General features: G+C 74.0%; 21 protein-coding genes and 3 tRNA genes. 11 read left to right on the forward strand and 13 right to left on the reverse strand.

Annotated features, from left to right (window positions below; all coding sequences use genetic code 11):
* Positions 1-2: 2 nt before the first annotated feature.
* Together A4V12_RS22075 and A4V12_RS22080 are read left to right on the forward strand one after the other, a co-directional pair.
* Entirely contained in the window at positions 3-572 is a 570-nt protein-coding gene (locus A4V12_RS22075; protein WP_064071145.1) for a TetR/AcrR family transcriptional regulator, read from the forward strand.
* A 32-nt stretch (positions 573-604) separates the two neighbouring features.
* Entirely contained in the window at positions 605-1,849 is a 1,245-nt protein-coding gene (locus A4V12_RS22080) for a pyroglutamyl peptidase (RefSeq protein ID WP_199831350.1), read from the forward strand.
* A gap of 43 nt (positions 1,850-1,892) precedes the next feature.
* On the opposite strand, the gene A4V12_RS22085 is transcribed toward A4V12_RS22080, so the two are convergent.
* The 7 genes from A4V12_RS22085 to A4V12_RS22115 all read right to left on the reverse strand — a co-directional run bounded on the left by A4V12_RS22085 (position 1,893) and on the right by A4V12_RS22115 (position 9,671).
* Entirely contained in the window at positions 1,893-2,651 is a 759-nt protein-coding gene (locus tag A4V12_RS22085) for a class I SAM-dependent methyltransferase (protein WP_064071146.1), read from the reverse strand.
* Positions 2,652-2,700: 49 nt separating this feature from the next.
* Positions 2,701-3,903, reverse strand: a complete 1,203-nt coding sequence (locus A4V12_RS22090; protein WP_064071147.1) for an aminotransferase class V-fold PLP-dependent enzyme — start codon at positions 3,901-3,903, stop codon at positions 2,701-2,703.
* Complete coding sequence (locus tag A4V12_RS22095) at positions 3,904-5,235, reverse strand: pyridoxal-phosphate dependent enzyme (protein ID WP_064071148.1); 1,332 nt, start codon at positions 5,233-5,235, stop codon at positions 3,904-3,906. It lies immediately after the preceding gene.
* The gene (locus A4V12_RS22100; RefSeq protein ID WP_064071149.1) at positions 5,232-6,737 is read right to left on the reverse strand and encodes a Y4yA family PLP-dependent enzyme; all 1,506 of its coding nucleotides are present in this window, start codon (positions 6,735-6,737) and stop codon (positions 5,232-5,234) included. The genes A4V12_RS22095 and A4V12_RS22100 overlap by 4 nt, the downstream gene beginning before the upstream one ends.
* Before the next feature lie 301 nt (positions 6,738-7,038).
* Positions 7,039-7,962, reverse strand: a complete 924-nt coding sequence (locus tag A4V12_RS22105) for an EI24 domain-containing protein (protein ID WP_079137244.1) — start codon at positions 7,960-7,962, stop codon at positions 7,039-7,041.
* A gap of 197 nt (positions 7,963-8,159) precedes the next feature.
* Positions 8,160-8,585 (reverse strand): organic hydroperoxide resistance protein, encoded by a 426-nt coding sequence (locus A4V12_RS22110; protein WP_064071150.1) that lies wholly within the window; start codon positions 8,583-8,585, stop codon positions 8,160-8,162.
* Positions 8,586-8,651: 66 nt separating this feature from the next.
* The gene (locus A4V12_RS22115) at positions 8,652-9,671 is read right to left on the reverse strand and encodes an NADP-dependent oxidoreductase (RefSeq protein WP_064071151.1); all 1,020 of its coding nucleotides are present in this window, start codon (positions 9,669-9,671) and stop codon (positions 8,652-8,654) included.
* A 121-nt stretch (positions 9,672-9,792) separates the two neighbouring features.
* Here A4V12_RS22115 and A4V12_RS22120 point away from each other — a divergent pair, with 121 nt between their 5' ends.
* Positions 9,793-10,230, forward strand: a complete 438-nt coding sequence (locus A4V12_RS22120; protein ID WP_064071152.1) for a MarR family winged helix-turn-helix transcriptional regulator — start codon at positions 9,793-9,795, stop codon at positions 10,228-10,230.
* A 130-nt stretch (positions 10,231-10,360) separates the two neighbouring features.
* Here A4V12_RS22120 and A4V12_RS22125 read toward each other — a convergent pair whose 3' ends face one another.
* Complete coding sequence (locus tag A4V12_RS22125) at positions 10,361-11,176, reverse strand: SCO2400 family protein (RefSeq protein WP_079137245.1); 816 nt, start codon at positions 11,174-11,176, stop codon at positions 10,361-10,363.
* 122 nt (positions 11,177-11,298) lie between these two features.
* On the opposite strand from A4V12_RS22125, the gene A4V12_RS22130 reads away from it, so the two are divergent.
* The 4 genes from A4V12_RS22130 to A4V12_RS22145 all read left to right on the forward strand — a co-directional run bounded on the left by A4V12_RS22130 (position 11,299) and on the right by A4V12_RS22145 (position 16,688).
* Positions 11,299-11,871, forward strand: coding sequence for a hypothetical protein (locus A4V12_RS22130; protein ID WP_064071153.1), 573 nt, complete (start codon positions 11,299-11,301; stop codon positions 11,869-11,871).
* Between the two features lie 259 nt (positions 11,872-12,130).
* A complete protein-coding gene (locus A4V12_RS22135; protein WP_064071154.1) occupies positions 12,131-13,174 on the forward strand; it encodes a rod shape-determining protein in 1,044 nt (347 codons plus the stop codon).
* Positions 13,175-13,927: 753 nt separating this feature from the next.
* A complete protein-coding gene (locus A4V12_RS22140) occupies positions 13,928-15,373 on the forward strand; it encodes an acyl-CoA synthetase (RefSeq protein ID WP_064071155.1) in 1,446 nt (481 codons plus the stop codon).
* Positions 15,366-16,688: a carboxyl transferase domain-containing protein gene (locus A4V12_RS22145; RefSeq protein WP_064071156.1), complete on the forward strand. Its 1,323-nt coding sequence runs from the start codon at positions 15,366-15,368 to the stop codon at positions 16,686-16,688. Before A4V12_RS22140 ends, A4V12_RS22145 begins: the two co-directional genes overlap by 8 nt.
* Before the next feature lie 643 nt (positions 16,689-17,331).
* On the opposite strand, the gene A4V12_RS22150 is transcribed toward A4V12_RS22145, so the two are convergent.
* Positions 17,332-17,826, reverse strand: coding sequence for a MarR family winged helix-turn-helix transcriptional regulator (locus A4V12_RS22150; RefSeq protein ID WP_064071157.1), 495 nt, complete (start codon positions 17,824-17,826; stop codon positions 17,332-17,334).
* Positions 17,827-17,930: 104 nt separating this feature from the next.
* Between A4V12_RS22150 and A4V12_RS22155 the strand changes: the two genes are divergently transcribed.
* Entirely contained in the window at positions 17,931-18,344 is a 414-nt protein-coding gene (locus A4V12_RS22155) for an organic hydroperoxide resistance protein (protein WP_064071158.1), read from the forward strand.
* A gap of 18 nt (positions 18,345-18,362) precedes the next feature.
* Here A4V12_RS22155 and istB read toward each other — a convergent pair whose 3' ends face one another.
* Positions 18,363-19,562, reverse strand: a complete 1,200-nt coding sequence (gene istB / locus A4V12_RS22160) for an IS21-like element helper ATPase IstB (protein WP_064071159.1) — start codon at positions 19,560-19,562, stop codon at positions 18,363-18,365.
* Positions 19,563-20,027: 465 nt separating this feature from the next.
* Between istB and A4V12_RS22165 the strand changes: the two genes are divergently transcribed.
* Positions 20,028-20,450 carry an SHOCT domain-containing protein gene (locus A4V12_RS22165; protein ID WP_064071160.1) on the forward strand — a complete coding sequence of 141 codons (423 nt, stop codon included), beginning with the start codon at positions 20,028-20,030 and terminating at the stop codon, positions 20,448-20,450.
* A 37-nt stretch (positions 20,451-20,487) separates the two neighbouring features.
* Positions 20,488-20,907, forward strand: a complete 420-nt coding sequence (locus A4V12_RS22170) for a DUF7144 family membrane protein (protein WP_064071161.1) — start codon at positions 20,488-20,490, stop codon at positions 20,905-20,907.
* Positions 20,908-21,220: 313 nt separating this feature from the next.
* On the opposite strand, the gene A4V12_RS22175 is transcribed toward A4V12_RS22170, so the two are convergent.
* The 3 genes from A4V12_RS22175 to A4V12_RS22185 all read right to left on the reverse strand — a co-directional run bounded on the left by A4V12_RS22175 (position 21,221) and on the right by A4V12_RS22185 (position 21,641).
* Positions 21,221-21,294: transfer RNA gene (locus A4V12_RS22175), tRNA-Ile, on the reverse strand.
* Positions 21,295-21,490: 196 nt separating this feature from the next.
* Positions 21,491-21,563: transfer RNA gene (locus A4V12_RS22180), tRNA-Asn, on the reverse strand.
* A 5-nt stretch (positions 21,564-21,568) separates the two neighbouring features.
* A tRNA-Asn gene (locus A4V12_RS22185) sits at positions 21,569-21,641 on the reverse strand.
* A 171-nt stretch (positions 21,642-21,812) separates the two neighbouring features.
* On the opposite strand from A4V12_RS22185, the gene A4V12_RS22190 reads away from it, so the two are divergent.
* Positions 21,813-22,115, forward strand: a complete 303-nt coding sequence (locus A4V12_RS22190; protein ID WP_064071162.1) for a hypothetical protein — start codon at positions 21,813-21,815, stop codon at positions 22,113-22,115.
* Positions 22,116-22,131 lie beyond the last annotated feature (16 nt).

Consider the following 22,131-nt stretch of genomic DNA (forward strand, 5'->3'; position numbering starts at 1 on the left):
GGATGGCGGCGGCCAGGGCCAGGGGCGGGGAACGGCGCGCGGAGATCGTGCGGGCGGCCCTCGAAGTGATCGCGGAACGCGGCTACCGGGGCGCGTCGCTCGGGGCGGTCGCCGAGCGGGTCGGCCTGACCCAGCAGGGGCTCCTGCACCACTTCCCGACCAAGGAGGCCCTGCTCGTGGCCGTCCTGGAGGAGCGCGACCGGTGGGACACCGGCGGGGGCGGCGGCCACGGCGGGCGGCGGCTGGAGCTGCTGGAGCTGCTCGTCGAGTACAACGCGATGCGGCCGGGCATCGTGCGGACCTTCTCGGCGCTGCTCGGCGAGAGCGTGACGGAGGATCACCCGGCGCGGGACTTCTTCACGCACCGCTACGCCCGTGTCCGGGCCGACATGGCGGCCGTCCTGCGGGCGGAGTTCGGGGACCGGCTGCCCGGCGGGCCGACCCCCGAGGAGGTGGCCCCGCTGGTGACGGCCGTGATGGACGGACTCCAGTACCAGTGGCTGCTGGATCCGGACGCGGTGGACATGCCCGCCGTGTTCCGGGCCTTTCTGCGGCTGTTGGGCGCGCGGTAGCGTTCCGGCACCCTACGGAAGGACTGCTCCCTGTGTCCCGGATACGGTCGCGCACGACGCTGGTCGCCGCTCTCGCAGCCCTCGCCGCGCCGGTGGCCCTCCCGGCCCCCGCGCACGCCCACGCGGCGGTGACGGCCGCGCGGCCCACGGTGGAGGAGGCCCGCCTCGACCGGGCCGTGCCGCGGGAGATCCTGGCCCGCAGCGGATTCGACGCCCAGGCAACCGCGTTCGAGGCCGCGCTGGACGCGGCCGGGTCGTACGCGGCGGCCGAGCGGGCGGTCGTACGGCACGGGTCGCGGCTGTGGCAGCGGGCGGTGGACCGGGCGCAGGGGCGGGGCCCGGCGGGCGGCGACCTCGCCCGCGACGACGACCGGCCGCTGTACTGGGCGCGGCTGGCCATGACCCGCGAACTGCGCTCCTGGGAGCCCGGGTTCGCCCTGCCGGCGCAGGGGCGCGAGCGGCTGCTGGACCGTTTCGAGACCTCCTCGCGCGGCCAGGACGCCATCCGCTACCCGGCCGGCAGGGGCGTCCGGCGGGTGCTGGTGACCGGGTTCGACCCGTTCACGCTGGACCGGGACGTGCGGATCAGCAACCCGTCGGGCGCGGCCGCGCTGGCGCTGGACGGGACGCTGATCCGGACGGCGGACGGCCGGCTCGCCCGGGTGGAGACGGCGGTGTTCCCGGTGCGCTGGGCGGACTTCGCCGACGGCGAGGTGGAGCGGACCCTGCGGCCGCACCTGCCGCACGTGGACGCCTTCACGACGGTGAGCCAGGGCCGGGTCGGCCGTTTCGACCTGGAGCGCCACAACGGGGCCTGGCGCGGCGGGTTCGGGGACAACGAGAACGTGTCGGAGACGGGACCGGTGCCCGTGACCGACCCGGCGACGCAGCCGCAGTGGACGGCGACGACCCTCCCGTACGCGAGGATCGTCGCCGCGGGCACGGGTCCCTTCCCGGTCCTCGACAACACCTCGGTGACCGAGGTCCCGGCGGGCGGTACGGCCCCCGTGGTCCGGCCGCAGGGCCCGACGCCCGGCTCGGCGGCCCGCGCGGGCGGCGGCGGGGACTACCTGTCCAACGAGATCGCCTACCGCGCCACGCTGCTGCGCGACCGGCTGGGGCTGCCGGGCCTGCCGGGCGGCCATGTCCACACGCCGGTGCTCCGGTTCGGCGCGGGCAACACGGACGCGGTGACGGACCCGGAGTTCCTGCGCGAGCGGGCCGCCATCACGGCCCAGGTCCGCGCGATCGTCGCGGTGGCCGCCGCCGGCGGCTGAGCCCGCTTCCGGGAGCGCTGCCGGCCGCCGCCGGCGGCCGACCTCAGCGGACGGCCGCCAGGACGTGGCTGTGGCCGTACTGCCAGACCACGCCGACGTGCTCGAAACCCGCCTCGCGCAGCAGGTCCAGGTGGCTGGAGATGGTGAGGTCGTTGCCCTCGCAGCGGGGGTGGCGGTGACTCCCGAGCCGGGCGAGGAAGCGCGCCAGCTCGGGGTCGGAGGCGGCCCCCGACCACCAGGACTCCCAGTCGTCGTGGCTGAGCGTCAGGTGCCGTTCGGCGTGCCGGCGGCCGATGTCGACGGCCAGCTCGGACACCTTCGGGGAGTCCGGGCCGATGTGGTCGCCGTTGACCAGGACGCCGCCGGGGCGCAGGCACTGGGCCAGCTCCCGGTAGACACGGCCGAGGGTGCGGCGGTCCAGGTAGTGCAGGGCCGTGGTGGACACGGCCGCGTCCACCGGGCGGTCCAGGCCGAGGGCGTCGAGCCAGCCCGGTTCGCCGATCATCGCCTCGACGTGGCGGAGGACGGAGCCGTAGTGGGTGCTGCCCAGCTCCAGGAGGAACGGGTCGCCGTCGACGGCGAGCACGTCCGCCCCGGGCAGGCGGTCGGCCAGCCGCGCCGCCAGGCACCCCGGCCCGCTCCCCAGGTCCAGGACGAGCGGCGGCCCGCCCCGGCCCCGCGTCACGTGCTCCACCACGTCCGCGATGACGGTGAAGCTCTCCTCGCGGTCGACCGCGTACCGCTGCTGCTGGTCCTCCCAGCGCTCCACCCACCGCGCGGCCGTCACCGCGTTCACACCCATAGCCGCCCGTGTCCCTCCGCACCTCGCGACCCGCTTCTGCTATTGAAAATCATTGCAGACTGGCGAGCACGGCGAGCAGCCTTTCCATCTCTTCGGGGGTGTTGTGCACATGGAGGCTCACGCGTACGGAGTCGTCCCGCCTGTCCCGCCCCGCCTGGCAGTGCCCGTCCGACCGCACCATGAACCCGTGGTCGAAGAGGACGAACCCCAGGTCGTGCGCGTCGATCGCCCGGTGGCGGAAGGTCACCAGGCTCCGGCGCCGCTGCACCGGCGAGTCCGCCGTCAGGCTGGTGCGGCAGCCGAGCACCTCGTAGCTGTCCGCCATGCGGCTCAGCCCGTCCGTCAGCAGCCCCGTGAGCGCCACCGTCCAGCGTTCGATCCGGTCGGTCCCGGCCGCCTCCAGCCAGTCCAGCGCCGCCACCAGCGAGGCGATGCCCACCGTGTTCGGCGTCCCCCGCCACCCCCCGGGCCGGAACTCCGGCCCGCGCCGCTGCCGGGCCCACACCGCCCCCGTACCCGGCAGGGCCAGGGCCTTGTGCCCGGAGAACACCACGAAGTCCACGTCCAGGTGGCCCACCGCCACCGGCAGGTGCCCCACGCTCTGCGCGGCGTCCAGGCAGATCGGGACGTCCGGCCCCACCACCCGGCGCAGGCGGTGGACATTCATGTCGGCGCCGTACACGTGGTGCACGTGCGTGGCCGCCACGAACCGGGTGCGCGGGCCGGTGATCCTGGCCAGCTCCACCGGGTCGTAGTCGCCGGACGCCTCCTGGTACGGCAGCTCCCTCACCCGTACGCCGACACCCCGGCGGGCCAGCAGGTCCCGGGCCTCCAGCCACGGCGACAGGTTCGCCTCGTGGTCCCGGTGCGGGACCACGATCTCGTCCCCGTCGGACAGGAGCTCCGGCAGCCAGTCCCGCGCGACCGTCCGCAGCGCCTCGCTCGTCCCGCTGGTGAAGTGCACCGACGACCGGTCCGGCGCCGGATCGCCCAGGAACCGCTTGACCCGCTCGCGGGCGTCCTCCACCAGCGCCGTCGTGGCGTTGGCCCACGGGTAGGCACCGCGCCCCGCGTTGGCGTTGGACGTGGTGAGGTAGCGCTGCACGGCGTCCAGGACCGCCCGCGGCTTCTGCGCGGTCGCCGCGCTGTCCAGGTACACCAGGGCCGGATGGTCCACGACGATCGGGAACTGGGCGCGCAACTCCCGCTGCCAGGCCTCCAGTTCCGAGATCTCCGTGCCGTGGCCGGCCACTCAGTCACGCACCAGCGGCGCGCCCGCGTCCCGCCAGGCCACGATCCCCCCGGCGAGACTCCGCACGTCGGGATGGCCCATGCGCGTCAGCAGGGCCGCGTACCGGGCCGACTTCTCCCCCACCGGGCACGCCAGCAGCACCGGCCTGCGCCGGCCGAAGGGCAGCCCGCCGCGCAGCAGCTCGTCGAAGAGCTCGTCCACGATGTTGACCGCGCCGTCGATGTGCAGGGCGGCGTACGCGAACGGGCCGCGCAGGTCGATCACGAGCGGGCGCTCCTCCGCGATCCACTTCTGCGCGTCGGCGACGTCGATGACCGTGGCGGTGCGCGCCTCCGTGTCGGTCAGCGTGGCCACCGAGTTGCGCAGCGGCGGCCGCCCCAGCAGCTCGGGGCGCCGCTGCCGTACGTACCCGAGATAGCTCTCCACCCGGTCGCAGACGATGAAGACGGCCGTCCGGCGGTCCGCCGGCTCCGCGTCGAGGGACCGCTCCACGTCCCGCAGGTGGCGGACCGCCCCCTGGTAGGCGGCTCCGCCAGTCGGGCCGGCGAGCAGGCCGCAGCGGCGCACCAGGGTCACCATGCCGTCGATGGCGTCGTCGGCGCTCACCGTCTCGATCGTGTCGTACGTGGCGGGGTCGAACAGCCCGACCTGCTGCACCTCGTCGGCGTTGCGGATGCCCGGGATGAAGTCCGCCTTCTCGCCGACGAGTCCGACGACCCGCACGGCCGGGTCGTGGGCGCGCAGGGCCCGGGCGACACCGGTGGACGATCCGGCGGTGCCCACGCAGGCGATGAACCAGTCGGGGGCGCGGCCGTCGAGGTCCGCGACGATCTCGGGGCCGGTGCCGGAGGCGTGCGCCTCGGTGTTGCGGGGGTTGAAGTACTGGTCGGTGTGGAAGTGGGCGCTGCCCGGCCCGTTGAGCCGCTGGTGGAAGAGGGTCAGCGGGTCGTCGGTGTCGGTCGGGTCGAGGCACTCGGACCGCCCCGGCAGCTCCTCGATCTCCGCCCCCAGCAGCAGCAGGAGGTCCTTGACCTCGGGGATGCGCATCCGGTTGGTGACGCTCTTGAACGGCAGCCCGTGCAGGCCCGCGATGAGGGCCAGGGCCTTCGCCGTGTTGCCGCTGGACAGCTCGACGACCGTCTCGCCCCGCTCCTTGGCGGCGGCCAGCCCGTCGCGGGCCATGTTCCACGCGGCCCGGTCCTTCAGGGAGCCGAAGGGGTTGAGCATCTCCAGCTTGGCGTAGAGGTCGACGGTGCGCAGACCGTGGACCTCGGGGTCGATGCGCACCAGCGGGGTGTCGCCGATGGCATCGGTGATGCGGTCGTACCTCATGTGCGCTGTCCCCCCGGACGTGTGATCGGCCAGTACTGCTCGTCGAGGCACCAGTGCCAGGACTCCCCCTCCCGGTGGACGGCGACCTTGCGGGCGACGGGCTGCTGCTGGGCGTGGGTGGCGCCGAAGTCCATGCAGTACCCGGCGGTGTTGGGGAAGGCGAGGAGGTCGCCGGGGCGCGGCAGCCGGGGCAGGTGGACGACGCGGCGGGTGATCAGGTCCGACTCCAGGCACAGGTTGCCCATGAGGTGCACGGCGGCCGGCCGGGCGCCGCCGCCCCCGGGCGGGCCGTCGCGGGGCACGAGCACGGGGTCGACCAGGACGCCGTGGTCCTCCAGCCCGGTGTCACCGGCATTCATCGCCAGGCGCACCACGTGCCCGCCGGACTCCGCCTCCCGTACGTCCAGCACCCTGCCGAGGGTGAGCCCGCACTGGTCGACGAGCGCCCTGCCGGGTTCGACGTACAGGTCGTGCAGGCCCTCCAGCAGCAGGGTGCCGAGCGGGCGGCCGCCGAGGGCCTGGGCGGGCCGCGACAGCAGCGCGTCGAGGTAGCCGGCGCCGGCGAGGGGGCGGTGGGCGGGGTAGAGGCCGAGCGTCCCCCGGAGGGTGCCGTTCTCCTTCCGCAGGCCATAGCCGTGGCCGTCCCAGGTCATGGGCGGGCGGGTGCCCATGACCGCCTCGGTGAGGGCGGTGGTGTAGCGGTCCCACTGCTCGGCGTGGGCCAGGTACGAGACGCCGAAGCCGCCTCCGACGTCGATCGCCCGCGGGGAGAAGCCGCGCGCCCGGGTCTCCTCCATGGCCAGCAGACAGCCTTCGAGGGCGGCCGCCTTCTCGTCCAGGCTGGTGGTGTCGAGGTGGTAGCCGACGCCGATCGGCTCGACCGCGTCCCGGTGCAGGTCCACCGTGTCGAGGAGGTCCTTCAGCGCCCGCGCGGGGGTGCCGAAACGGCTGCGGCGGGAGAGCAGGGTGGTGCCGGACGTGCCGAAGCCGGACAGCCGCAGCACGACGCGCAGGCGCGGCAGGCCGTACGAGCGGACGAGCCGGGCGGCCTGCTCGACCTCTCCCGGCCCGTCGGCGTTGACGACGGCCCCGGCGCGGGCGGCCAGCCACAGGAACTCGGGGTCCTTCGGTCCGGTCGTCATGATCCGGTCGCCGGTCCAGCCGGACGCGAGGGCGTGCTGGAGCTCGCCGAGGGACGCGGCGTCGAGGTCGGCGTCCGTGGTGACGAGCCGCCGCACCAGCGCGCTGGAGCGGTTGGCCTTGTGCGCGTAGAAGATCCGCCCGGTGATCCGGTGCCGGTGGAGCACGGCGCGGAAGCGCTCCGCGTTCCGTGCGATCTGTTCCGGCAGGACGACGTTGAGGGGCGAGCCCAGTGCGTCCACCAGCGCGTGCAGCAGCGGGCGGCCGTCCTCCAGAAGGGCGGCCGGAAGCTGTTCGAGTCGTGGTTCCAGGTGCAGCGGCTCGCCGGGCGTGCTCGCTGTGTTCGTCCCAGCCGTGCTCATCCCAGCTGTTCCTCCCGCGAGGAATACCGACCGGCCCGTCGTCGTCCCGCTCTTTATGCCCAACTTTCCCTGACGGGATGGCGGTACGGAACGAGACGGCCGGATCTAGCCGTCGCGGGACGTCACGTCACACCCAGGGTGATCCCCAGCCCCACCCGTATGGCGCCGATGGCCTGATCGACGGCCTTCCGCGCCCGCGGCACCGGGGTACGCGGCCTGTGGATACGAGAACGGGAGCACGAGCGGGCCGGACCGGGCGGGCGGCCGAGGGCCGTGAACAGGCCATGGCCGCCCCGCGGCCTCAGAGACGCCGCTCCTTCGGCGCCGCGCCGCCGTGGCCGGGTGCCTCGCCGTAGCCCTGGGGGCCGCCGTGGCCCGGGGCATTGCCGTGGCCCGGGGCGCCGTAGCTCTGGGGGGCTCCGTAGCCCTGGGGGGCGCCCGGGGCCTGCGTGCCGCCCGCCTCCGCCGGGGCCTGCTCCCGCGGGTCCCGCTGCGCCTCCAGGTCCCGCACCAGGAGCGTCGCGCCCGCGACCGCGCCCGGCATCAGGAACACCGCGACGAACGGCACGAGGAACGCGAGGGTCAGCGGGACGCCGAAGCCCAGGGTGAGCAGCCGGCGGCCGCGCAGCATCGCGAGGCGCTCCTTCAGCTCGACGCCGCGCCGCTGGAGGGCGACCGCCGTGAGCTCCTCCGCCAGGAAGAAGCCGGAGACGCAGAAGCCGACCACGGGGACGACGGTCTGGCCGAGTACGGGCACGAACCCGAGCGCGAAGAGCAGCAGGCCGTAGAACGCGACGCGCAGCACGACGCGCAGGCTGTCGCGGGCGGAGATCCACAGTTCGCGCCAGAGCGGCAGCCCGGACTCCGGCACCTCGCCGCCCTCGCTGCGGTCGACCTCCTCGGAGAGCGACTCGTAGAACGGCTGGCCCACGAGGAGCGTCACGGCCGTGAACGTGATGACGGCGAGGAACAGTCCGAAGACGAAGAGCAGCGCGGTCAGGAAGCCGCGGAAGAAGCCCTGCCAGGGCGAGGACCAGTCGTCCGCGAAGGGCGTCGCCCACGCGGTCAGGTCGTCCGCGCCCCAGGCCAGCCCGGCGAGCGCGGCGGCGTACAGCACCAGGGTGACCAGTCCGGGCAGCAGCCCGAATCCGAACCACCGGCCGTGCCGGCCGACCCAGCGCTGCCCCTTCATCAGATAGCCGAAGCCCACCCCGAGATCACGCATGGGCTCACCCTATCGGGGCGGCCGCGGGGCCCTTCCGGGCGGCCCGGCCGGTCCGGCGGCGGTGCGCGGCCCGGAGCCGGCGGCCGGGAGCCGTACCGGCGGCCGGGAGCCGGTACGGGCGGAGGGCCGCACCCGGCGCGGGTGCGGCCCTCCGGCACGTACGGACGGACCCGTACGTACTGGCGCGTGGTGCGTGATCAGGCGACGTCGAGGTCGACCGTGATGTTGCCGCGGGTGGCCTTGGAGTACGGGCAGACCTGGTGGGCCTTCTCGATGAGCTCCTTGGCGGTGGCGGCGCTCACGTTCGGGATCTTCGCCGAGATCTTGACGATGATGCCGAAGCCGTCGGCGTTCTTGCCGATGCCGACCTCGGCGGTGACCGTCGAGCCGGAGATGTCGGCGCCCTCCTGGCGGGCGACGACGCCGAGCGCGCCCTGGAAGCAGGCGCTGTAACCGGCGGCGAACAGCTGCTCGGGGTTGGTGCCCTCGCCGGACCCGCCCATCTCCTTGGGCGGGTTCACGACGACGTCGAGCTTGCCGTCGTTGGTGGCGACGCGGCCGTCACGCCCGTTCTCGGCGGTGGCGACGGCGGTGTACAGGACGTCGGACTGCTGGATCGACATGTAAGAGGTTTCCTCCTGTGTGGCGCCGCGACTCGCGCCCACGGTCGCGGCGGACTGGAGGTGAGCCTATCGGGTGAGAGAAACGATCATCTTGCCGGTGTTCTCGCCCCGCAGCATGCCGAGGAACGCCTCGACGCCGTTCTCCATGCCCTCGACGACGGTCTCCTTGTACTTGAGCTCGCCGGAGGCCAGCCAGCCCGCGACCTCCTTGACGAACTGCGGCTGGAGGGCGGCGTGGTCGCCGACCAGCATGCCCTGGAGCCGCAGCCGCTTGCCGATGACCAGCGCGAGGTTGCGCGGGGCGGGGGTCGGCTCGGTGCTGTTGTACTGGGCGATCATGCCGCAGATGGTGGCGCGGCCGTGCACGTTGAAGGAGGAGATGGCCGCCTCCAGGTGCTCGCCGCCGACGTTGTCGAAGTAGACGTCGATGCCCTCGGGCGCGGCTTCCTTGAGCTGGGCGGCGACGGGGCCGTCCTTGTAGTTGAAGGCGGAGTCGAAGCCGTACTCCTCGGTGAGGAGCTTGACCTTCTCGGCGGAGCCGGCCGAGCCGATGACCCGGGAGGCGCCCTTGAGCCTGGCCATCTGGCCGACCTGGCTGCCGACGGCGCCGGCCGCGCCGGAGACGAAGACGACGTCGCCCTCCTTGAAGGACGCGACGTCGAAGAGACCGGCGTACGCGGTGAGGCCGGTCATGCCGAGGACGCCGAGGTAGGCGGAGAGGGGCGCGAGGGAGGCGTCGACCTTGGTGGCGTGCTTGGCGTTCACGTCGGCGTACTCGCGCCAGCCGAGACCGTGCAGGACGTGGTCGCCGACCGCGAAGCCCTCGGCGTTGGAGGCGACGACCTCACCGACGGCGCCACCGTCCATGGGGTGGTCCAGCTGGAACGGCGGCACGTACGACTTCACGTCGTTCATCCGGCCGCGCATGTACGGGTCGACCGAGAAGTACAGGTTGCGGACGAGGATCCGGCCCTCGGCCGGCTCCGCGACGGGCGCCTCACGCAGGGCGAAGTCCCCCGGCTGGGGCCAGCCGTGCGGGCGGGCGACGAGGTGCCATTCGCGGCCGGACGCGGGAAGAGCGGACATGGTGCGTGCCTCCTGGTATTGCTTCACGCGGTGGGTGTTTCACCACGTGTTTGTTTCACAACCTGAAACAACCATGCTCCTGAATATTTCAGGTTGTCAAGTAAATGGGTATCCTGGCTCCATGTCCTCCAGACGCACAGACCCGCTGACCCTCGAAGTGGTCGACCTCATCGGCACGGTGGTGACCCGCTACCACGAGGAGTACGAGCAGGCCGCGGCGCAGCACTCCCTCACCGGTGCCCAGGCACGCGTCCTCGCACTCCTCGCGGCACAGCCGACGCCGATGCGCCGCATCGCGCAGTCGCTGCGGTGCGAGCCGTCCAACGTGACGGGCATCGTGGACCGCCTGGAGGCGCGCGGACTGGTGGAGCGCCGCCCCGACCCGGCCGACCGCCGGGTCAAGATCGCCGCGGCGACGGAGGAGGGCCGCGCGACGGCCCGCCGGCTGCGGGACGCCCTCGACTTCGCCCGCGAGCCCCTGGCCGGCCTCTCGGACGAGGAACGCACCTCCCTGCGCGACCTGCTGCGACGCATGCTCGGGGTGACCGACGGCGCCTAGCCGCACGGCAGGGCGGTCACCCGGATCGGCTCGGCCGGGCCGGACAGAACGAACGGCGCCCGGCCGGGTCGGACGCGCGGCGGGCGCGGGCACGCACCGGAATCGCCGGGGCAGGCCGGGCCCGGACGCGTCAGACGCACCACCAGAGGAACCAGTCGCAGGACTCGGTCGCCGTGGGTGACGGGGCGGGCTCCGCCGGGGGCGGGTCGTCCGGGGGCGGATCACCCGGGGCGGTCCCGCCCGGTTCGCCCGGGGTGCCGGGGGCTTCGGGGTCCTCGGGCGGCGGGTCCTGCGGAGCGGGCTCGTCCGCGCCCGGGGCGTCGGGCGCGCCCGGCTCCCCCGGGTCGCCCGACGGCTCCGGGGCCGACGGTCCGGCCGCGGGCCCTTCGCCGGACGCGGGCGCGGACGCGACCGGCACGCCCGAAGGGGCGCCGGTCCCCTCCTCACCACTGCCCGAGCCGTCCTCGGGGTCGTCCGGCGCCGACACCGAGGCCGACACCGCCGGCTCGCGCACCGGCTCCGGGGCGTCCGGGAGCGCGGAGACGTCCGGCCGGTCGGGCAACGGCTCGGGGGCGGCCCGGTCCTCCTGCCGTACGACGGTGGCGGCGCCGTCCTCGCCGGGGTGCTCCATCGCCAGCTCGGCCAGGCTCAGCAGGCCGGCCGCCAGGATCAGGGCACCGGTCACGACCAGCAGCGTGCGCCCCCGCTTCCGGCGGGCCCTGCGACCCGCCGGGCGCGACCGGCGGGCGGGCTGGGCGCGGCGCGTCCGCCCGCGCGCACCGCGGGGCGCCGCGGGCGGAAGCTCCTCGTCCCGGTCCAGCTCGTAGACGTGCTCCGCCGCGGACGTCTGGGGATCGTCGTGCCGGAGCTCCTCGACGGGGGTACCGCACCCGGCACAGGCCAGGGCTCCGTTGAGGTGCCGCTGACACTGGTGGCAGTAATCCATGGCGCCCGCAGGCTATGCGGCACCGGGACACCGGAGGTACCCGTGACTGTGAGGATCCTGTGTGGAAAAGGCCAACCTCCGGCGCGCCGCTCCATTCATACGGAAGGGGGCAGGATGTCGGCATGAGAGCCACCGGCACCCCGTCCGCCCCATTTGGCCCCCACGACTTCCAGCTGGTGCTGCTGCGCCGGATGGCCGACCACCAGCCGGGGCTCGTCGAGGACGCCCGCCGGGAGCTGGGCGCGTCGATCACCGACATGCGGGAGGCCAACCGCCGCTGGCAGGCCATGACCCGCTCCACGCGCTCTCGGGGCGCGCTCAGCCGCTACCGCTCGGTGCTCGGCGAGCCCGAAACCCGCGCCCGCCGCGCCATCGGCGACCTGGAGTGCGACGCGCTGCTGTGGCCCGTACCGCTCTGGCCCGACCTCCGCTTCGAGGTGCTGACCCCGCCCGGCGGCGGCCCGGTGTGGAACGAGTGGCTCGTGCGGGCGCCCGGAGCGGCCGGACCCGAGCTGCGCACGGCCGCCGACCTCGCTCCGTGGAGCTGCACCGTCGACGAGGTGGCCCGCGCCTTCCCGCCGGCCCGCCCGCTGGAGGGCAGCGCGCCCACCAGGTGGCGGCTGGCGTTCACCCCGCCCGGCGGGACGCTGTGCGTGGCCGAGTTCACCTGGGGACTGCTCCAGCGCCTGGTGTGAGCGGAGGACCACCCCGCGCCGAGCGGACCGGGGCGGAGCCGGACGCGGCGCGGAGCGCGCGCGGGCCGGGCGCCCGGCCCGCGCCCGGCGGCGACCCGGACCCTGACGGCTCTTCGGAAGGGCCCCCCGCCACCGGCCGGACGCGGCGCGGGTAGCTCCTTCGGCCGCCGTCTGTCACCCCGTCAGCTCCCCCGGCGCGCGCCGGGCGCCGCGCGAACGCACGATGCGAGGACGTACCGCTCTTGGGAGGATCCGCACCGTGACCGTCAGTCTCGAGCAGTTGCGCCGCTGTCATGTCGCCGTCGACCTGGGGGCCGCCAGGACCCGCGTCTTCGTCAAGGGTGTCGGACTCGTCGTCGACGAGCCGAGTGTCGCCGCCGTCAACACCCGTACCGGCGCGCTGATCGCCGTCGGCGAGTTCGCCGAGAAGATGACCGGCCGCACCCCCGACTACATCCGCGTCGTCCGCCCCATCTCCGGCGGCAGCGTCGTCGACATCGAGATGGCCCAGCGGATGCTGCGCCACCTCCTCGGCGAGAAGCTCCGCCGCCAGCTGCGGCGCAAGCCCATGCTGCGCGCCGCCGCGTGCACCCCGCACGACAGCGACCCGCTCGCCCAGCGCGCCACGATCGAGACGCTCGTCGGGCTCGGCGCCCGCCGCGTCGAGCTGGTCGACACGCTGATCGCGGCGGCGGTCGGCTGCGGGCTGCCGGTGGAGGAGCCCACCGCCACCATGATCCTGGTGTGCGGCGCGGCCACCACCCAGGTCGCCGTCCTCTCGCTCGGCGCGATCGTGACGGCCGAACGCATCCCCGTCGGCGGCAACGCCATCGACCACGCCGTCATCCAGTACCTGCGCCACCAGCACGAGCTGATGCTGCCCAGCCAGTCCGTACGCCCCCTCCAGCTCGCCCTGCACGGCAACGGCCTCACCCCCCAGGGCCCGGCCTCCACCGAGATCCACGGCCGGGACGTCGCGACCGGCCTGGCCCGCTCCGTGCTCGTCGACACGGCCGCCGTGCGCCAGGCCCTGCACACCCCGCTCACGGCCGTCCTCGACGGCATCGGCAAGGTGCTGCGCGACTGCCCGCCCGACCTGGTCGCCGACCTCGTCGACCGGGGCATCATGATGGTCGGCGGCAGCGCGCTGCTGCCCGGCCTCGACCAGATGCTGCGCAACGCGACCGGCATGCCCGTGCAGATCGCGGAGCGCCCCGACATCTGCGCCGTACTGGGGCTCGGGGCCATGCTGGAGGGCCGCGTCCAGCCCATCACGCTCAACCCGCTCACCGAGGCCGAGTGACGTACGGGGGGCCGGGTCGGGCTCCCGGCCCCGCACCGGGCCGCGCTCGCCGTCGGCACCGGGCCCGACCCGCGCGGCACCGGGCTGACGGACGCCCGGTGCCGCGTCCTCACCGTGACCGGCCCCGTCCACGCGCCGGCCCCCGCACCCGGTCCGTCATCGGTGCGCCGGTCCGCCTGTACGGCACCGCCCGTGCGCTCCCGCGGGCCCACTGGCGACGGCCTCGCCGGCGCGGCCATCGCACCCCGCTCGCCGGTCCCGGCACAACCGCTCGACGGGGAACCGGTGTTCACCGGCGACCCGATGACCGACCCCAGGACGACCACGACGTCCGTACGCCCCTCGGTCCCCCGGGACGCCACCCCTCCGCGCCGGCCACAGAGTGATCGGCACCCTCGCGCCGCCGCACGGGCGGGGCGGCCACCCCCGTACGGCGGTGGAGCGACGCCCGGGCTCCCCGTTCGCCTCCCGGGCGACCCTCGCACCGGCCTCGCCGACGACGGCGGCACCCGGGAGGACGGGACGCGCGGCGCACCGTTCACCCGGCGGTCACCCCGCTGACGGCCCCGCGCGTCGCTCCGCTCGACGGCGGGTCGAGCCCCGGCCGTACCCGGCAGGAGCAGCCCCGGAACTGCGGCGAACAGCACACCTGGCACCGCTTCCCCCCGCACGGCGGCGGGGAGAATGGTGGAGCCCGCGACCGCGGACGACCGCGGACGGACAGCCTGTGCGACGTTCCGAGGAGGACGACGAGTGAGTTCGCTCTTTCCGGCCCTGGAAGCCGGATCCGAACGGCCCGCCCTGCGGTTCGGGGACCGTTCGCTGACGTACGGCGAACTGCGCTCCGCGGCCGCCGCGGCAGCCGCCCGGCTGGACGGGGCGGAACGGGTCGCCGTCTGGGCGACCCCCACCCCGGAGACCGCCGTGGCGGTGGTCGCCGCGCTGCTCGCGGGCGTACCGGCCGTACCGCTCAACCCGAGGACCGGCGAGCGCGAGCTGGCGCACATCCTCGACGACAGCCGCCCCTCACTGGTCCTGGCCGCGCCGGGCGACGGACTGCCGCCCGCGCTCGCCGGTCCCGAGCGGGTGGACCTGACGCTCTCCGGCGCACCCGACCTTCCCCCGCCCACCGGGCCGGAGGACCCCGGGGCACCCGCGCTGATCGTCTACACCTCCGGCACCACCGGCCCGCCCAAGGGCGCGGTCCTCCCCCGGCGGGCGATCGCCACCACCCTCGACGCCCTGGCCGACGCCTGGGCCTGGACGTCCGACGACGTCCTCGTGCACGCCCTGCCCCTGTTCCACGTCCACGGGCTGATCCTCGGCATCCTCGGCCCGCTGCGGCGCGGCGGATCCGTGCGCCACCTGGGCACGTTCACCACCGGAGGCGTGGCCCGGGAACTGGCCGGCGGCGGGACGATGCTGTTCGGCGTACCGACGATGTACCACCGCATCGCCGAAGCACTCGACGACGACCCGCAGTTGGCGAAGGCACTGGCGGGCGCGCGGCTGCTGGTCTCCGGCTCGGCCGCGCTGCCCGTGCACGACCACCGGCGCATCGCCGCCCTCACGGGACGGCGGGTGATCGAGCGGTACGGCATGACCGAGACGCTCATGAACACCAGCGTCCGGGCGGACGACCCCGAGCCGCGCACCGGCTCCGTCGGCCTGCCGCTGCCCGGTGTCGACCTGCGCCTGGTCGAGGAGGACGGGACGGAGATCACCGTGTACGACGGGGAGACCGTCGGCGAGATCCAGGTCCGCGGCCCGAACCTGTTCACCGGCTACCTGAACCGGCCCGACGCCACGGCCGCCGCCTTCGACGGGCCCTGGTTCCGCACCGGCGACATGGCGGTCCGCGACACGGACGGATCCGTACGCATCGTGGGACGCCGGGCGACCGACCTGATCAAGAGCGGCGGGTACAAGATCGGCGCCGGCGAGATCGAGAACGCCCTCCTCGGCCACCCGGCCGTGCGTGAGGCCGCCGTCACCGGCGAACCCGACGCCGACCTGGGCGAACGGATCGTGGCGTGGATCGTCCCCGCCGACCCGTCGGCGCCGCCGTCCGGGCGGGAACTGGCCGACCACGTCGCGGCGCAGCTCGCCCCGCACAAGCGGCCCAGGACCGTCCGGTACCTCGACGTCCTGCCCCGCAACGACATGGGCAAGATCATGAAGCGGGCGCTCCATGGCTGAGCGCCCGTCCGCCCGCGAGGCCCTCGCGCTCGTCACCGACACGTTCGAGGAACACACCCCGCCCGCCCGGTCCTGCGCCCCCGACGGGCCGCTGTCCTGGGAGGACTACGGCGCCTCGCGCGCCCGCGCCGCCGACCGGACGGGCGAGGCCGAGTCGGTCGTGTACGGCACCGCCCGCGCGGGCGGCCGCCCCTGCGTGGTGCTCGCCTTCGAGTTCGGCTTCCTCGGCGGCTCCCTGGGCGAACGCGCCGGCGACCGGCTGGAGGCCGCCTACCGGCTGGCGCGCGAGCGGCGCACACCCCTCGTGTCGCTGGTCGCGACCGGCGGCAGCCGCATGCAGGAGGGCATGGTCGCGCTCACCCAGCTCCAGCGGGTGGCGCGGGAGTCGGTGCTGCTGCGCGAGGCGGGGGTGCCGCACATCACCGTGCTCCGCGACCCGGCCACGGGCGGCGGCTGGGCCACCGTCGGGGCGGGCGCCGACGTGATCCTCGCGCTGCCCGGGGCGCAGGTCGGGTTCGCCGGGTCACGCGTCCGGCCGGCCGGCGCCGACCCGTCCGCGTACACGGCGGAGGGCCAGCTGGCGGCGGGGCACCTCGACGCCGTCGTACGCCCCGGGGAACTGCGCGGGACGGTCGCCCTCTGGGTGACCGCGCTGACGAGCCCCGCCGCGCAGGCCCCGCCGCCCTCCGCGCTCTCGGCCGCGCCGCTGCCCGCGAGCGGCTGGGACGCCGTCCGGCAGGCCCGCGACCCCGGCCGGCCGCGCGCCGAGGCGTACCTGGACGCGTACTTCACGGACCGGCTCCCGCTCGTCGGCGACCGCTGCGGCGGTACGGACCCGGGGACGCTGTGCGGCGTCGGGCTGCGGGCGGACGGGGGTGCGGTGGCGTACGTCGCCCAGTGCGGCACGGCGACCCGCCCCGCCGGTTACCGCACCGCGGCCCGGGTGATCCGGCTGGCGGACCGGCTCGGGCTGCCGGTGCTGACGCTCGTCGACACGCCCGGCGCCGCGAACGACGCGGAGGCGGAACGGGCGGGTGCGGGCGCCGCGATCGCGGACGCGTTCACGGCGGTCGCCGCGGCGCGGGTCCCGGTGACCACGCTCCTGATCGGCGAGGGCGGCTCGGGCGGGGCGCTGGCGCTGGCCGCGCCGGACAACACCTGGGCCACGCGGGACAGTTACTTCTCGGTGATCGCCCCCGAACTGGCGGCCGCGATCCTCAAGCGCCCGCCCGAGGAGGCCCCCCGCACCGCCGAACAACTGCGCCTGCGCCCCCAGGACCTCCTGGACCTCGCCCTCATCCGCGGCATCATCTGACACCCGGGGCGGGCGCGCCCCTGTCGGGCGTGGCCGGGGGGCCGGTTGCCGCCGGTGGGCCGGGTACGGGGCCCCTCTGAGCTCGCCCCCGGTCTCCGCACGGTTCCGCCCGGTGCGGTGCCTGTCCGGTGGGTGGCGGGGTGCGGCCCCTCCGGGCTCACCCCCCGGGGGCCCGGCGACCGGCTTCCGCCCGGTGCGGCACCCGTGCGGTGCCTGTCCGGTGGGTGGCGGGGTGTGGCCCCTCCGGGCTCACCTCCTCGGGGCCGGCGGCCCTGGGTCACATGCAAGGGAGCCCACCCCTTGCCGCCAACCCCTGCGGGGGCGACCCTGCACGGCCCCACCCCGGGCCGTCGCCCGTCTGCCGGCCGGTGGGTGAAGGGCTCGGCCTCGTACCGGCGTGTATGCCGTCTGCAGGTGGACTACGGCGGGTTGTTGCACGGAGTACGGCGAGGAGGGGCCGTGCAGGGTCGCCCCCGCAGCGGATTGGCGGCGAGTGACGGTCACTGGACCGGCTGGGCGCCCCGCCAACCGCGAGGAGGTGAGCCCGGAGGGGCCCCGTACCCGGCCCACCGGCAGAAAGGACCCCGTCCGGTCGCCGCACGGCGGGCGAACCGCGCAGGGGCGGCGCCCCACCGGGGTGCGGTCAGTCGTCGGGGACGCAGTCGCCGGGGAGGGCCGCCGAGCCGGCGGTGTCGAGCGCCGTGGTCAGCTCGTCGAGGCGGGCCCGCAGCGCACGGACCTCCTCCAGCGGCAGCCCGGTCGCCGCGGCGATCCGGCGCGGCACCCCGAGGGCCCGCTCGCGCAGTGCCGTCCCGGCGGGGGTGGGCCGCGCGGTGACGGACCGCTCGTCCTCGGCGCTGCGCCGGCGCTCGACGTACCCGGCGGCCTCCAGCCGCTTGAGCAGCGGCGAGAGGGTGCCGGAGTCCAGCCTCAGGTGCTCGCCGATCCGCTTGACGGGCAGCTCGCCGTGTTCCCAGAGGACCAGCATCACCAGGTACTGGGGGTAGGTGAGACCCAGGTCCTTGAGCGCGGTGCGGTAGACGCTGTTGAAGGCGCGCGCGGCCGCGTGCAGCGAGAAGCAGATCTGGTGGTCGAGGCGGAGGAAGTCCTCGTCGCTGACGGTCCGGGGCGTGTCCATGCCTCCAGGGTAGCGTGAGGGCCATTTAGTTGTGCACAACTGAATCGTGCGCTATAAATATGACACCGATCCACCCCCCACCTCCGACGAGAGGACAGTCCCTCATGGACGCGCTCTACACCGCTGTCGCCACCGCCAACGGCCGCGAAGGCCGCGCCGTCAGCTCCGACGGCCAGATCGACCTCCCGCTCGGCTTCCCGCAGGCGCTCGGCGGCAACGGCAAGGGCACCAACCCCGAGCAGCTCTTCGCGGCCGGGTACGCGGCCTGCTTCGCGAGCGCCATGGGCGCGATAGGCCGCCAGGAGAAGATCGACGTCAAGGACGCCTCGGTGACCGCCGAGGTCAGCATCGGCAAGGACTCGGACGGCGGCTTCGGCCTCTCGGTCGTGATGCGCGTCGAGCTGCCGGACCACCTCCAGGGCGAGCCGGGCCGCGACCTGCTGAAGAAGACCCACGCGTACTGCCCCTACTCCAAGGCCACGCGCGGCAACATCCCGGTCGAGCTCGTCATCGAGTGACGACCCGCCCCGCGCCGGTCAGAAGGCCGGGCCGGATCCTCCCCAGCCCGTGACCGCCGCACCCTCCAGGCGGCGGGTGCGGTAGCTCTCGGCGTCCAGCGTGACCACCTCCGCGTGGTGGGCCAGCCGGTCCACCGTCGCGGAGGCCATGGCGTCGTCGCCGAACACCTCGGCCCAGCGGCCCAGCGGCCGGTTGCTGGTGACGATCAGCGAGCCCCGTTCGTAGCGGTGCGCGACCAGCTGGAAGAAGAGGTGGGCCGCCTCCGGCTCGAACGGCACGTAGCCGACCTCGTCCACGACGAGCAGCGGGTACGCGTCCAGCGCCGCCAGCTCCTTGCGCAGCCGTCCCGCGGCCTTGGCGTCCGCCAGCCGGGCACCCCAGTCGGCGGCGCGGGCGAACAGCACCCGGTGGCCGGCCTGGCAGGCCCGTACGCCGAGGGCGACGGCCAGGTGGGTCTTCCCGGTGCCGGGGCCGCCGAGCAGCACCACGTTCGCCTTCCGCGCGACGAAGTCCGCCTTGCCCAGCCTGGCGATCACCTGCGGATCGGGCGCCCGCAGATGCCCCTCGTCGAAGGTCTCCAGCACCTTGCGCGCCGGGAACCCGGCGGCCGCGATCCGCTCCTCGGACCCCGCCCCCGGCTCCTCCCGGCCGCGGGGCTCCTTGTCCCGCTGCGCGGGGATGGCCGGCGCCGGGGACTCCTCCTTCACGGGGTGGGCCTTGGCCTCGTGCGCGGCCATGGGGCCGGACATGTAGGCGAGGATCGCCGCCGAGGCGATGAAGGCCATGTGGATGACCGTCCCCCACAGCAGGTCGTGCCGGGGCGTGTGGTGCACGTCGACGAACATCTGGAGCAGGTGCACCGACGAGATCCCCACGATGGCGGTGGCCAGCTTCACCTTCAGCACGTTCGAGTTGACGTGCGACAGCCACTCGGGCTGGTCCCGGTGCCCCTGGAGCCCGATGCGCGAGACGAAGGTCTCGTACCCCCCGACGATCACCATGATCAGCAGATTGGCGATCATCACCACGTCGACCAGCTTGAGCACCGCGAGCATCACGTGCGTCTCGTCCGCGTGACCGCTGATGACGTGGTGGATCAGGTGCCACAGCTCGTTGAAGAACTTGTAGACGTACACCCCCTGCGCGGCCACCAGGCCGAAGTAAAGGGGGGCTTGGAGCCATCTGGTCGCGAAGAGCGCACATCCCAGGGTGGTCATGTTCGACGGCTGCGAGACGGAACGGGGCACAGGACCTCCAAGGGCGGGGGAGGCTCGTCATTCTTGTGCGCGGCCACCGACAATCTGAATTCGCACCACCCTTTGGGATTAATAGGAATCCAGTAGCACAACCGCCTCCCGGACGGGTCCCGGCGTCACCCGACCGGCTGCGTGGCGATCACCCGAATGCTGAGCCACGATGGATTGGCAGGACCGCCGTCCTGTCGGGCCCGGCACTCGGCCCGTCCGGCGGCGGTGAGTGGACGAGCGGTACGGCACCCCCGGGTGCCGGCGGTACCGCTTCGTATCCGGATCGCTCCGACGACTCGCGGTCCGCCGGAGGGCGGGCCGCACCGGCCCCCCACGCGCCCCCTCCCGGGTCCGGCGCGTGGGCGTTCGGGGACCACCGCCCGTGCACCCGGCGGCGGCGGTCCGAAGCCGCCGGAGCGCGAACAGGAGAGTGCGATGGACCGATACGTGTCGCTGGCCTACGACTACCCGGTGCTGGGGGTCTTCTGGACGACCATGTGGATCTTCCTCTGGGTCCTGTGGTTCTTCCTGCTCTTCCGCATCATCGGCGACGTCTTCCGGGACGACTCCATGAACGGCTGGACCAAGACCGCCTGGCTGGTCTTCGTGATCGTCCTGCCCTTCCTCGGCGCCTTCGTGTACATCCTCGCCCGCGGGCGGGGCATGGGCCGGCGGGAGACCGAGGCGGTGCTCGCCCGGCAGCAGGTCATGGACGACTACATCCGGGAGACGGCGGCCACAGCGGCCCCCGCCGGCCCGAGCCCGACGGACCAGCTCGCGAAGCTGTCCGAGATCCGGGCCCGGGGGCACATATCGGACTCGGAGTTCCAGCGGGCCAAGGAGAAGATCCTGCACTGACACCTGAACCAGACCCACCGAGCAGAGCGGATACGACATGTCGACACACGTGCAGCACGACAGGACGTCCCAGCACCTCGCGTCCGGACTGGTGGTCTTCGCCGCCGTCATGATGGTCGTCGCCGGGTTCCTGGACCTCTTCCGGGGCATCATGGGCGTGGCCGAGGACGACGTCTTCGTCAGCACCCCGAACTACATCTTCAAGTTCGACCTGACGAGCTGGGGCTGGATCCACCTCATCTTCGGCGCCCTGGCGATCATCGTGGGCATGGGGCTGTTCCGGCCCGCCATGTGGGCGCGGGTCGCCGGCGTGGCACTGGCGTCCCTGCTGCTGATCGCCAACTTCCTCTCGATCCCGTACTACCCGCTGTGGTCGATCGTGGCCATCGCCATGTACGGGTTCATCATCTGGGCGCTCTGCACGGTGAGGCCGGACGCCGACCGCCGGAACATGTGACGCCCCGCGTGCGGGCGGCGCGCCGGGCGCGCCACCGCCGGCCGGTGAGTGCCCCGAGGCCGACCGGCGGACGAGTGCCCGGGCCGGGCCGGGAGGTGCCGCCGGCCGGATCCCGTGGCCGCCACCCGTACGCACGCGGACGCCGGGAGCGTCCGACCGGTCCCGCGGCTCCCCGGACATCGTCCGGGGGGTCGCGGACGTGCGTGCGGGGCGGGGGAAGGTGGAGGGTGCGGTGGCCGCCGGGCGGCGGGGGCCGCGGCGGCCACGGCCACCCGAGCCGCAGAAGAAACGATTCTGCGGGGGTGGCGCGGAGTGGGGCGGGTGGGACTCGAACCCACGGCCGACGGATTATGAGTCCGCTGCTCTAACCGGCTGAGCTACCGCCCCTTACGGCGCGTCGCGCACATTTGTGCGCGCCGTCTGCCGCAGCATAGCCGCTCATACGATCTCCTGCTCCGGATGGTCGGCAACGCACGTCCTGGAGGACTGCCCTGCGCCCCGCGCGGTTCCCGGCGGGGCGGAATCCGGCGGAATCGGGGCGAAAAAAGAGGGAGAGGGCCCGATGGACCCTCTCCCTTCACCGCTCCCCCGGCTGGACTCGAACCAGCAACCCTCCGGTTAACAGCCGAATGCTCTGCCAATTGAGCTACAGGGGATCGCGCTCCCCCGACTGGACTCGAACCAGTAACCTGCCGGTTAACAGCCGGCTGCTCTGCCAATTGAGCTACAGGGGATTGCTGCGTTGCACCGAACGTACCTACCTGGGGCGTCCCGGGCGGCGCTCGCTCGCTGCGACACATACATTAGCGCAAGCAGGGGGGTGCTCCGCCAATCGGTTCCCCGGGGTGATCTCCGGCCCTTACGGGTAGGCGGCCAGCACCGACGCCTACGGAAGGGTGGCAGCCATGCGGTACAAGGTCACGTTCGTCGTTGGACTGACCCTCGGTTACGTCCTCGGCACCCGTGCCGGGCGCGAACGCTACGAGCAGCTGAGGAAGTCCGCGCGCGAGTTCTCGCACAATCCGGCCGTCCGCAACGCGGCCGAGTCGGCCGCGCAGACCAGCAGGGAGGTGGCCGGGAAGGCGCTGCACACGGTGAGCGACAAGGTCGGGGACCGGATGCCCGAGTCGGTCGCCCAGCGGGTGCGCTCGCTGAAGGAGCGCAGCCAGGCCAACGGCCAGGACGAGTGGGGGACCAGTAACACCTAGGGTGCGGCAGAATCTA

This window comes from Streptomyces noursei, assembly GCF_001646665.1.
Lineage (GTDB): Bacteria > Actinomycetota > Actinomycetes > Streptomycetales > Streptomycetaceae > Streptomyces > Streptomyces lavendulocolor.

Coding starts and splice junctions, on each gene's coding strand:
- A4V12_RS22075 (WP_064071145.1), top strand. CDS start 3: ATGGCGGCGGCCAGGGCCAGGGGCGGGGAACGGCGCGCGGAGATCGTG.
- A4V12_RS22085 (WP_064071146.1), bottom strand. CDS start 2,651: ATGGGTGTGAACGCGGTGACGGCCGCGCGGTGGGTGGAGCGCTGGGAG.
- A4V12_RS22095 (WP_064071148.1), bottom strand. CDS start 5,235: ATGAGGTACGACCGCATCACCGATGCCATCGGCGACACCCCGCTGGTG.
- A4V12_RS22100 (WP_064071149.1), bottom strand. CDS start 6,737: ATGAGCACGGCTGGGACGAACACAGCGAGCACGCCCGGCGAGCCGCTG.
- A4V12_RS22105 (WP_079137244.1), bottom strand. CDS start 7,962: ATGCGTGATCTCGGGGTGGGCTTCGGCTATCTGATGAAGGGGCAGCGC.
- A4V12_RS22110 (WP_064071150.1), bottom strand. CDS start 8,585: ATGTCGATCCAGCAGTCCGACGTCCTGTACACCGCCGTCGCCACCGCC.
- A4V12_RS22115 (WP_064071151.1), bottom strand. CDS start 9,671: ATGTCCGCTCTTCCCGCGTCCGGCCGCGAATGGCACCTCGTCGCCCGC.
- A4V12_RS22120 (WP_064071152.1), top strand. CDS start 9,793: ATGTCCTCCAGACGCACAGACCCGCTGACCCTCGAAGTGGTCGACCTC.
- A4V12_RS22125 (WP_079137245.1), bottom strand. CDS start 11,176: ATGGATTACTGCCACCAGTGTCAGCGGCACCTCAACGGAGCCCTGGCC.
- A4V12_RS22130 (WP_064071153.1), top strand. CDS start 11,299: ATGAGAGCCACCGGCACCCCGTCCGCCCCATTTGGCCCCCACGACTTC.
- A4V12_RS22145 (WP_064071156.1), top strand. CDS start 15,366: ATGGCTGAGCGCCCGTCCGCCCGCGAGGCCCTCGCGCTCGTCACCGAC.
- A4V12_RS22150 (WP_064071157.1), bottom strand. CDS start 17,826: ATGGACACGCCCCGGACCGTCAGCGACGAGGACTTCCTCCGCCTCGAC.
- A4V12_RS22155 (WP_064071158.1), top strand. CDS start 17,931: ATGGACGCGCTCTACACCGCTGTCGCCACCGCCAACGGCCGCGAAGGC.
- istB (WP_064071159.1), bottom strand. CDS start 19,562: ATGACCACCCTGGGATGTGCGCTCTTCGCGACCAGATGGCTCCAAGCC.
- A4V12_RS22165 (WP_064071160.1), top strand. CDS start 20,028: ATGGACCGATACGTGTCGCTGGCCTACGACTACCCGGTGCTGGGGGTC.
- A4V12_RS22170 (WP_064071161.1), top strand. CDS start 20,488: ATGTCGACACACGTGCAGCACGACAGGACGTCCCAGCACCTCGCGTCC.
- A4V12_RS22190 (WP_064071162.1), top strand. CDS start 21,813: ATGCGGTACAAGGTCACGTTCGTCGTTGGACTGACCCTCGGTTACGTC.